We start from the raw sequence: 10,811 nt of genomic DNA on the forward strand, positions 1-10,811 counted from the left end.
CCACAACCATTCGTCTGCGGCATTATGATCCAAATTGGGATGGCCGCGCGCAGCACGGAAAGCCAATGCTCTCCGGTTGCTCTCGAGCACTCTCAAGGCCAGCCGGTGCAGTTCCCCGTTTGGGGACGCACCTGGATGGCAGAGTTGCATAGCTAGGTTGTGGAAGCATCGTGCAGCCGTGATCGCCGCTATTCCCACCGCTTTGCACGATTGAAACAAGGGTGACGGGACCAAGTGGCGATTGATTGCCCGATGGCTCATTCGGCTGTGAAGCAACACCGGTCGGCGACCTTTGAAGGGCGAACTTCTGATCTCAGAAGGAATCAGCAAGGATGAAGGAATCCGGTATTCGTCCGGTTGTCCTATGTGGCGGCAGCGGCACGCGGCTCTGGCCGCTTTCCCGGACGGGATTCCCCAAGCAGTTCCTCGGCCTCACGGCCGATGAAAGCCTATTGCAGCAAACGCTGCTGCGGGTGACAGGCCCACAGTTCGCGCCCCCAATCGTGGTGGGCGGGGCGGAGCACCGCTTCATGATCGCCGATCACCTACATCGGGTAGGCGTGCGGCCAAGGCAGATCATCCTGGAACCGGTGGCGCGCAACACTGCGGCAGCCGTGGCCCTGGCGGCCCTGCGGGCGGCGGAGGATGATCCGGACACGCTGCTGCTGATCCTGCCTTCCGATCACGTGATCCGCAATGTCGAGGCCTTCCGCGCCGGTGTGGAGGCAGCCGTCAAAGCGGCCAAGGCCGGCTACATCGTCACTTTCGGAATTGAGCCGACCGAGCCCTCCACCGCCTATGGCTACATCCTGCGCGGCGAGCGGATCGCGGCGGTGCCTGGCGGCTTCAAGATCGAGAAGTTCGTCGAGAAGCCGGACCGCGCACGCGCCGAGGAGCTGATCACGGCCGGCAGTTGCAGCTGGAACGGCGGCATATTCCTGGTCAAGGCCGGTACCTACCTGAGCGAGCTCGACCTGCACGAGCCGGCGATCCTCGCCGCCTGCCGCGATTCGCTGGTCGGCGCCAAGACGGATCTTGATTTCTTGCGCCCCGATGCCGAGCGCTTCGCCGCCTCGCCCAACATCTCCATCGACTATGCAGTTATGGAGAAGACCAGGAAGGCGGCAGTGGTGCCAGTCAGCACCATCGGCTGGAGCGACGTCGGTTCGTTTGCTGCGCTTTACGACATCGGACTTAAGGACAATCGCGGGAACGTGGTCCAGGGCGATGTCGTTCTGCAGGATGTGGAGAAGTGCTTCATCCACGCCGAGGAGAAGATGGTGGCGGCACTCGGCGTCGAGGATCTGGTCATTGTCCAGACCGACGACGTGCTGTTCGTCTCCACCAAGGACCGCTCGCAGGACGTGAAGCAGATGGTGGAGGATCTGGCCGATGCCGGCCGACCGCAAGCCAAGCTGCACTCAACCGTCCATCGGCCCTGGGGCACCTATCGCACTGTCGCGGCAGGCGACCGCTATCAGGTGAAGCGAATTACCGTGAAGCCAGGATGCAAGCTCTCCATGCAGTTCCATCATCACCGCGCTGAGCACTGGGTGGTGGTGCGTGGGACAGCGCGGGTCACCTGTGGGACGGAGGTCAAGCTGCTGCATGAGAACCAGTCCACCTATATCCCGCTGGGCGAGATGCACCGGCTGGAGAATCCCGGCATGCTCGACCTTGAGCTGATCGAGGTGCAGTCCGGCGCCTATCTCGGCGAGGACGACATCGTGCGGGTGGACGACGCCTATGGCCGGACCGCGGCCGAATAGCGGGTGGACGAACGCGACCCAGCATGAAGATCCTCATCGCGAACTATCGCTATTTCGTCTCAAGCGGGCCGGAACGGTATCTGTTCAACATCTCCGATCGCCTGATGGCCGAGGGGCATACCGTCATGCCCTTCTCCATCCGCTATGATCAGAACGAGAAAACGCCATATGCTCGATATTTCGTGTCGCCGATCGGCGGTGACAGCGAAGTCTTCTTCGAGCAGCACCGCAAATCGCTCTCGGCGGTCTATAAGGGGCTATCGCGCCTCGTCTATTCGCGCGAGGTCGAGCAGGCGGTCGCGCGCATGGTCGACGAAACGAAGCCCGACGTCGCTTATGTCCTCTATTACCTGAGGAAGCTCTCACCCTCAGTGCTGGTGGGGATCAAGAGCTGCGACGTACCGATCGTGGTCAGGATCTCCGACTATGGCATGTTCTGCCCGGAGCATCACCTGCTGCGCAATGACGCGCCTTGTACGCTCTGCCAGCAGGGCAGCATCTTCAATAGCGTCAAGCACAGGTGCGTGAAGGGCAGCCGCATTCTCTCGCTGCTCGATGCGACGGCCACCACTTTCCACCGCTGGCGCGGGTACTTCGACCTCATCGATCGGTTTGTCACGACCAATCCCTTCATGACGGAGATGATGGTAAAGGCGGGTTTCCCGGCGGACAAGCTGACTTGCATCCCGACTTTCGCCAATCTCGACAAGTTCACGCCCGGACCGGCGGGCGCCGGAAAGAGCTACCTGCTCTATGTCGGCCGTCTCGACAAGCCGAAAGGCGTACATGTTCTCATCGATGCCATGGCGCTTCTCAAGCAGCGCGGGTACATCGTGCCCTTGAAGATCGCGGGCAGTAGTCACGCGCCCGATTATCCCGCGGCGCTTCGGAAGCAAACGGACGATGCCGGCCTTTCGGACAGCATCGAGTTCCTCGGCAGCGTGCCGGCGGAGCAGATTCCCGCGCTGATGCGCGGCGCGATCGCGACCATCATGCCCGCCCTCTGGTACGAGAATCTTCCCAACAGTGTGGTGGAGGCCTTCGCCAGCGGCTGCCCGGTCATCGCTTCGGATCTTGGGTCGTTGTCTCACACTGTCACGCACGAGGTGGATGGGTTGCATTTCCGCCCCGGCGATGCCGCCGATCTCGCGGACAAGATCGAGCGCCTACTGACTGACAGCGCGCTGCGCAACCGCTTGGCCGAAGGCGCGTATCGGAAGGCCGTGACGCGCCATTCGCCGGCGGACCACACGGCTAAGCTGCTCGAGCTATTTGGCGATGTGACGTCAACCGAGCGCCATGCTCTTGCCTCGGGGAATCCCGGCGGTCGCGCAGAGCTGAGAGTGTTCAACGAGAATGCCGGGTAATCCGGCCCCTGGAGGTAGAATGCGAATTCTGGTGAGCGGCGCAAATGGCTTTGTCGGCGTGCAGACGGTGCGGGAGCTGGTGCGCGCCGGCCAGGAGGTCCTAGCCCTCGACAATCTGCGCTACGGCCCCTGGCGCTTCACCGAACGCGAGATGATGGGTTTTGAGACCTCCGTCACAGACTTGCGCGACCGCGCCGCAACCGAAGCGGCCGTCGCCCGCTTCAAGCCGGATTCCATCATTCACCTCGCCGCCATCCATTTCATTCCGGAGTGCGAGCGCCTGGCCGACGAAGCGGTCGCAATCAACATCCAGGGAACAGTCAACCTTCTGATCGCTTGCCCGGAGACGTGCCGCTTCGTGTTTGCCTCGACGGCTGCGGTCTATGCGCCAAGCGACACGGCGCACACGGTCGCCGACAAGATCGGCCCAATGGACGTCTATGGCTTCACCAAATGGAGCGCCGAGGATTTCGTCCGCTACTATGCAGGTGCGCGTGCCTTGAAGTCCGTCATCGTGCGCCTGTTCAACGTTATCGGGCCTGGCGAGACCAACCCGCACATCCTGCCGGAGATCGTGAAGCAGTTGAAACGCGGCGAGCGCACCCTGCGCCTCGGCAATACTGCCCCGAAGCGCGACTACATCTATGTCGCCGATGCTGCGCGTGGCTTCATCGCCGCAGCGGTCAAGCCGTACCCCCACGACTTGGACGGCGTGCCGGTAGTCAATCTCGGCAGCGGCAGGAGCTATTCGGTCGAGGAGCTGGTCAAGTTCATCGGCACGATCATCGGCGATGATATCAAGATCGCCGTCGATCCCACGCGCGTGCGCAAGGTCGACCGGCCGAGCCTGCTGGCCGACAATTCCGATCTCAAAGCCATGTTCGGTTGGAGCTGCGAGACCGACATCAACGGAGCGCTGCGCATGACGTGGGACGATCCCCGGATGCTGGAGACCCTGGTCGCCGAGTAACGGGGCCGCATTCAAGTTGGAGGTTTGTTGAATGGAGAGCCGCTTTAAAGTTGCGCAGATCGGCAGCCGGGGCATACCGGGCCATCGCGGCGGCGTCGAACGGGTAGTGGAGGCCGTGGCGCCGCGCCTGGCCGCCCGTGGCCATGACGTGACGGTCTATTGCGCGAGCTGGTCCAGGGAGAAGGCTCCGACCTGGCGCGGCGTGACGCTCAAGTATGTGCCAAGCGTCAAGAGCAAGCACCTCGACACGTTGCTGCGCTCCTTCGTCGCGACACTTGGTGCGATGTTCGGCCCCGCCGACATCCTGCACTATCACGGCAGCGGATCCGCGCCGCTCGCGGCGCTGGCGCGCCTCGCCGGCAAGAAGGTGGTCGTGACCGTCCACGGCGCCGACTGGGCGCGGCGCAAATGGGGCGCCTTGGGCCGCTGGTTCCTGCAATTCGGCGAGTGGGCAGCTCTCAAGATCCCGCACCAGACGATCGTGGTCGGGCCTGATCTCAAAAGTGGGCTCGACCGCATCTACGGCACCGATACCCTGTTTATCCCTAACGGCACCGAGGAACGTCCAAAGCGCCCGGCCAAGGCCATCCTCGATCTCGGCCTTGCCGCCCGCGGCTACGTGCTTTTCCTCGCGCGCCTAGTGCCGGAGAAACAGTGCCACACCTTGATCGAGGCGTGGATGAGCCTCAAGGACAAGGGTGACCTCAAGCTTGCCATCGCCGGGCCGGTTTGGCATTCGGTCGAATATGCTGCATCGCTCAAGGAACAAGCGAAGGATGACCCGTCCGTCCTCTTCCTCGGCGAGGTGAGCGAAGAAATTCTGGAAGAGCTCTACTCGAACTGCATCTCCTACGTCCTGCCGTCGGAAGTCGAAGGCATGTCCCTGTCGCTGCTCGATGCCATGGCGTTTGGCGCCTGCATCATCTGCAGCGACATCCCGGCCAATGCTTATGTCGTATCCGATGCCGGCCTCACCTTCCCGGCCGGTGATGTCGGCGCGTTGCGCGCACGGCTGCAGGAAGTGATCTCCGATCCGGCTCACGCCCAGCATTTGCGCGACGCGGCCCTGCGGCGCATTAACAACGAGTTCAGCTGGGACCAGATCGCGCAGCGCTGGGAGGAAGCCTATAGGCGCGTCATGGTCGAGGGTGCGCGCCTCGTGGAAGTGAAGAAGGCTTAGGGAATGAGGCACCTCGGGGCAGCGCAATCGCGGCGGTCTTTGCAAATGCGGTCGAGGCGGCCCCTCCATTGTGACAAACCAGTGATTTGTGCAGATGCCGCGAACGGCGCCGTTTGCCACCTAATAGCGAGCCACGACGCGGCTGAAGATTATTTGTGCTGCCTGGAGTAGGACAGCGGTGTTACGTACAATGTTCAACGCACCAATTGTGATTCAGCTCGGTGAGCCGAAGGTGGGTTGAATGATCCCGGGCGACCACCGCTCCTCGCCGTAGGCATTGAGTTCGTGCAACGCCGTGAAGCTCTGCTGGGAGGGGCACATGGATCAACAATCACCGACAAAATATCTTTATATTGTCGGGAGGGGATATAGCGGGAGCACTATCTTCTCGCTGTTGCTTGGTCAATCGAGCGCAGTCGAAAATGAGGGGGAGATCGTCTTTGGCTTCCGACCCGGATTCGAAGGAAGGCGCTGCGTCCAGCGCGACCTATTCATGGACTGTCCGTTTTGGGCAGAGGTGAAAAGGGACTTTGAGCGCCGCACAGACAGTGCATTTGCGGATGCTGTAACCCTGCTCTATCGGCGGGCTCATTTCCTGTTTGCGATCCCCAATCTGCTGGCTTCCTCGCGCAGCGCGAAGGTGCTCGAAACAAAGCGGCTGGCCACGGCATTGTACGACAGCATATCCGAGGCTTCGAACCGCCCGGTTGTACTTGATGCATCAAAGGAGATGGCGACGGCAGTGTTCCTGCTGAGGCACGTCGATGGCGTGAAGTTTATTCATTTCGTGCGCAACCCCTTTGGCGTCGTCGATTCCTACGTAAAGCGCATCAAACGCGACCAGCGCTTCGACATGTTCAGGCTGCACCTTCGCTTGGAGCGCCACTATTTCATTCCGATCGTCATTTCGGCCCTCGTGTGGACTCTTCAGAACTTGTTTTGGGACCTGCTTCGTCTTCTTTATCCCAAGAAGATCATTCGGCTACGATATGAAGATCTTTGCGACGGGCCCGTCGCGCTGTTGGAGGCAGTCGAGCAGTTCGCAGGCGTCTCCCTGGCTGGCTCCAAAGCTGCAGCCACCGAAAAGCGCGAGATGAAGCTCGGTCATGCTCTTCAGGGCAATCGGACGATGTGGCGAGGCGACCTAGTGTTCGAGCCCAGGAAGGGCCTACCCCAACACCTCACGTCGTTCGACAAGGCCGTTATTGTACTCTGTACGTTTCCCTTGATGTTGGCCTACGGATATCTCGGTTGGCGGATCGGGAAGCGAGGCAGGATCCAGTCTGCGTCCGACGCTGAGGCGCCGGCGGTCAAACCTCCGAAGGCGCCCGCAAGCTGATGGTCGGTCACATCAGTTCGACGCGGGTGTTCGGGTCACGGCGGTGCGGCGCATCGGAGGGGCGCCTGCAGCTGGAAATCTGGCTGCAATGGCCCTTCTCTAATCATGTTTCGGACTTTAATCTGCTGACCGTTTGCGCCATGAAGCAATGTTTTCCATGCCGAGATTCACTTGGAATCCGTATTCGGGTTGACGAAGTCGATCATGGCCGTAAAACGCGTCTGACGGTTCGGCAATCGTGATAACAGGAACAAGACGGGCTGATGGATGAAGGTTTAGAGATCGGCAAATCGTTGCCGCCATGGTTGCTGTATCCCGCAACGCTCATGGTGCTCGCCCTCTTGAGCTATCCCTTCTATCGGGTGCGCAGCCTCATCGCGCGCTATGTTCTGTTCGCGCTCTCCTTTCGCTACCTGATGAGCGCTCATCATGACTTCACATTTGATGCGTCGCCGATCGGAATATCCTGGAATGCCTTGGGCTCGATCTCCGTATTCCTGCTCGGATGCCTGCTAATCAGAACGAAACATCTTCTATTGACGACGCTGATACCGTTTTACGCGGTCACCTCCGTGGTGATGATGAGTGCATACGTCAACCACTCCATCGGCAGCAGCATCGATGTCGTTGTCAAGTTCGGCTATCTCATCATCATCACCATCGCAGTCTATGAATCGATCAGTGAGCGCGGCGAAGAACGCACGATGAGTTTGCTGCTGTGGGCGATGGTCACGCCGATGCTGTTCCAATTTCTTTCGGTCGTGTTCGGCATCAGCAAGGGTATCGAGGGCAGAGGCGCCGGCGTCAGCTATGTCGGCGGCTATAACCACGAATCGGGTTTCTCCACCGTGTTGGCGACGGGATTTGTCATTGCCTGCTTCGCCACAGGTCTGAAGTTGTGGGTCCGAGGCGGCGCGCTATTGACGCTGCTGGCCGGCATCCTTATGGCCAACTACCGTACTGCCATCGTTGCCTTTGCACCGATGGTTTTCATGCAGTTCAACGCCGACGTCATTTCGCGTTTCTCCCCGCGAGTACGAATCATAATCGGGCTGGCGATCCTGACTGTCAGCACGGCCGGCCTGCTGACTGCCGCCTGGTTCCTGCGCGAGAAATTCGCCGACCTCAGCATCATCTACTCGGACCCGGGCCGCTTGATCAAGCCGCCGTCGGAATACACGCCTGATGAGAGGCAACTCCTGTCTGCGCGCCCGTACATCTGGGCAGGATACATCGACGCGTATGTCAATGGTGGGATCAAGAACCTGGTGCTGGGCTTCGGTCCAAATGCCTGGGTCACGAAGTTCCCGGTCTACGCCCACAACACGTTGGTTTCGACCCTTTATGAATATGGAATCGTCGGGGTCGTCGCAATGATCGTGCTTTGGGGCTGGATGATTGTGGCGGCGCTTCGGGTGAAGCATGGGCCGAAGGGCAAGCTGCTGGCTGCGCACGGCAGCTTCCTGCTGCTGAACATGGCGACCATGCCGCATTGGACGATCGAAGGAAACCTGCTTTACGCCATCATCTGCGGCTATACCTTCTATCTGTTGCTTGGCCCAGCGCCCAAACCGGTTCCCACGACGGCAGAGCCAAGCACGGCACTTGCTCCACTCTCCCATGCACGCCCGAACATCCTGAAATAGCACGGGCCTGCGTCGAGGCGACCTTGCGACGTGTTGTTTCCAGGAGCGCCGGCCGGTATCTTGCCGGCGGAACCACTTCTGAAGGGTCGAATGCCCAAGCAACTTGATCTGACCGGCATTCTGGACATCGTGCGCCAGCGTGGAGCATCCGCGCGCAGTCTCACTGCGATCGTGGGCCCGCCCGGCGCCGGCAAATCAACGCTCGCCGATGCATTGGTTGCGAGGCTGAATGATGAAGCTCCCGACAGCGCAGCCGTGCTTCCCATGGATGGCTATCATTTCGACGATCGCATCCTAGTGCCCCGCGGCCTCAGGCCGCGCAAAGGTGCGCCGGAAACCTTTGATGTCGCCGGCTTCTACCACATGCTCCAGCGCCTCAAGCTCAATGAGGAACCCGAGATTGCGGTGCCGGTCTTCGACCGCGATCTCGAGATCGCCTGTGCCGGCGCGAGGCTCATCCCGCGCTCCGTCCGGCATCTGGTCGTCGAAGGCAACTACCTGCTGCTGGATCGGCCGGGCTGGTCTCGCCTGCCAAGCCTGTTCGACACCACGATCATGATCGCAGTCCCCGAGGCGGTCCTGCGCCGGCGGCTGGTGGAGCGGTGGCAGGGCTATCAACTCCCCCCGGAGGAGGTCGCCGCCAAGGTCGAAGCCAACGATCTGCCGAATGGCAGACTGGTGATCTCGGCCAGCGTCCCGGCGGAGTTCGTCTTTGCCTTCTAATTTCCCCGGGCTGCGATCTTATGTTGCGGTCTCCTTCCGGAGCAGTGCTCAACTAGAATTTTTCGCGCGGCAGTTGGAACGAAAGAAGCAGCATCGTTGTTTGTAGCTTTGGCTGTTTCTCCGCGATCGCGCGAGAAGCGGGCGGGTGGCAGTAACTGGCTTTGCTTCGGCCGGGGGGTTCCAGTTCATGGCGAGCGCGGCAAGCGCCCTCTCAATCGGCGTCCAAGCGACGGCTCACTCCGGCGTCGCGATTGGCGCGCCGAGCAGGGTTCTCTATGTCACCCCCGAAACCTCCGACTTTGTAAAAGCCGGCGGCCTGGGCGATGTCTCCGCCGCCTTGCCTCGGGCGCTCCGCGGCCGCTGCGATGTGCGCGTTCTGCTGCCCGGGTATCGCCAAGTGCTGCAGTGTTGCCGAACGTTGGAAATACTCGGACGGTTGGAGGGACTGGCCGGCATACCCCAGTGCGATATTGCGCAAGTCACGATGGCCGACGGCCTCGTCGCCTATATCGTACTTGCGCCTAGTCTCTACGACCGTGATGGAACGCCCTACGGCGGTCCCCTGGGCGATTGGAGCGACAACGATGTCCGGTTCGCACGCCTCGCGCTCGCGGCGGTGGAGATCGCCGGTGGTAAGAGGGAGCTGGGCTGGCGGCCGGACCTCTTGCATTTGAATGACTGGCCGACCGCCCTCGCCGCCGGCTACGCGGCATGGCGCGATACTCCGGTGCCCAGCCTGCTCACCATCCACAATTTGGCGTATCAAGGGCTTTTCGGACCGGATTGCCTCGATCGCTTGGGAATTCCGGCCGGCGCCTTCAACATCGACGGCGTCGAATTCCACGGCAAGGTCTCGTTCCTCAAGGCTGGCATCTCTTTCGCCTCGGAGATCAGCACCGTGAGCGCGACTTATGCACAGGAGATCACGACGGCGGAATTCGGTTGCGGCTTGGACGGTCTGCTGAAACTGAGGGCCGAGGAGGGCCGGCTGACCGGAATCATTAACGGCATTGACCCGTCCTGGGACCCCAGCCGCGGCGCGGGGATTGCAAGCCCGTTCGACGCACGCGATCTCAGAGGAAAAGGGCGCAACGCCGAACAGGTGCGCTCCGACTTCAAGCTTGCAGTTTCGCGCGGCCCTCTGTTCGCCGTCGTCTCGCGCCTAGTGCACCAAAAGGGGCTGGACCTGATGATCGGCGCGGCCGAGACCGTGGTGCGCTTAGGCGGCCAGATTGCCATCATGGGCCAGGGCGAGCCGACGGTCGAACGAGAACTCGGCGCGCTGGCTAAGCGCCATCCGGGCGATATCTCCTTGAAAGTCGGGTTTGACGGGGCGGAGGCACGCTGCATGTTCGCGGGCAGCGACTTCCTGCTCATGCCGTCGCGCTTCGAGCCGTGTGGCCTTAGCCAGATGTATGCGCAACGCTTCGGCTCTCTCCCCATCGCGCGCAAGACCGGCGGCCTGGCCGATTCGATCGAGGACGGCCGGACCGGCTTCCTGTTCCGCGCGATTTCGGTTGAAGCATGCCTGGAAGCGATCACACGAGCCTTCAATGTGTTCGGCAACGGCGATATCTTCATGGCAATGCGCAGGCTGGCCATGGCACGCAACTTCAGCTGGACCAAGCCGGCGGCTTCGTACCAGGCAATCTACGCCCGCGCGATCAATGGGCTTCGAACGCACCACGTGGCCTGAACGCATGGAGCCTATGGAACCGGCGGCGTTAACAGGTGTTGATATCCCTCGGGAAGCATAGGGTGCACGGCCTTCGCTGTGAGTCAGTTAGCAATTTGCTTACCGCCAAATGACGATCGTT

8 protein-coding genes are annotated in these 10,811 nt (G+C 61.2%); all 8 read left to right on the plus strand.

Annotation, left to right across the window (positions count from 1 at the left end; all coding sequences use genetic code 11):
- Positions 1–332: 332 nt before the first annotated feature.
- Positions 333–1,769, plus strand: a complete 1,437-nt coding sequence (locus DTX69_RS05995; RefSeq protein WP_119300603.1) for a mannose-1-phosphate guanylyltransferase/mannose-6-phosphate isomerase — start codon at positions 333–335, stop codon at positions 1,767–1,769.
- A gap of 23 nt (positions 1,770–1,792) precedes the next feature.
- On the plus strand, positions 1,793–3,136 hold the full coding sequence (locus tag DTX69_RS06000) for a glycosyltransferase family 4 protein (RefSeq protein WP_119300604.1): 1,344 nt from the start codon (positions 1,793–1,795) through the stop codon (positions 3,134–3,136).
- Positions 3,137–3,155: 19 nt separating this feature from the next.
- Positions 3,156–4,106 carry an NAD-dependent epimerase/dehydratase family protein gene (locus DTX69_RS06005; protein ID WP_119300605.1) on the plus strand — a complete coding sequence of 317 codons (951 nt, stop codon included), beginning with the start codon at positions 3,156–3,158 and terminating at the stop codon, positions 4,104–4,106.
- Positions 4,107–4,137: 31 nt separating this feature from the next.
- Positions 4,138–5,286, plus strand: a complete 1,149-nt coding sequence (locus tag DTX69_RS06010) for a glycosyltransferase family 4 protein (RefSeq protein WP_119300606.1) — start codon at positions 4,138–4,140, stop codon at positions 5,284–5,286.
- A 319-nt stretch (positions 5,287–5,605) separates the two neighbouring features.
- Entirely contained in the window at positions 5,606–6,625 is a 1,020-nt protein-coding gene (locus DTX69_RS06015; protein ID WP_119300607.1) for a sulfotransferase, read from the plus strand.
- Between the two features lie 362 nt (positions 6,626–6,987).
- The gene (locus tag DTX69_RS06020) at positions 6,988–8,271 is read left to right on the plus strand and encodes an O-antigen ligase family protein (protein WP_162916729.1); all 1,284 of its coding nucleotides are present in this window, start codon (positions 6,988–6,990) and stop codon (positions 8,269–8,271) included.
- Between the two features lie 90 nt (positions 8,272–8,361).
- Positions 8,362–8,994 (plus strand): nucleoside triphosphate hydrolase, encoded by a 633-nt coding sequence (locus tag DTX69_RS06025; RefSeq protein ID WP_119300609.1) that lies wholly within the window; start codon positions 8,362–8,364, stop codon positions 8,992–8,994.
- Between the two features lie 187 nt (positions 8,995–9,181).
- Positions 9,182–10,690 (plus strand): glycogen synthase GlgA, encoded by a 1,509-nt coding sequence (gene glgA / locus DTX69_RS06030; RefSeq protein ID WP_119300610.1) that lies wholly within the window; start codon positions 9,182–9,184, stop codon positions 10,688–10,690.
- Positions 10,691–10,811 lie beyond the last annotated feature (121 nt).

The sequence above is a fragment of the Dongia deserti genome, from assembly GCF_003574735.1.
GTDB lineage: Bacteria > Pseudomonadota > Alphaproteobacteria > Dongiales > Dongiaceae > Dongia_A > Dongia_A deserti.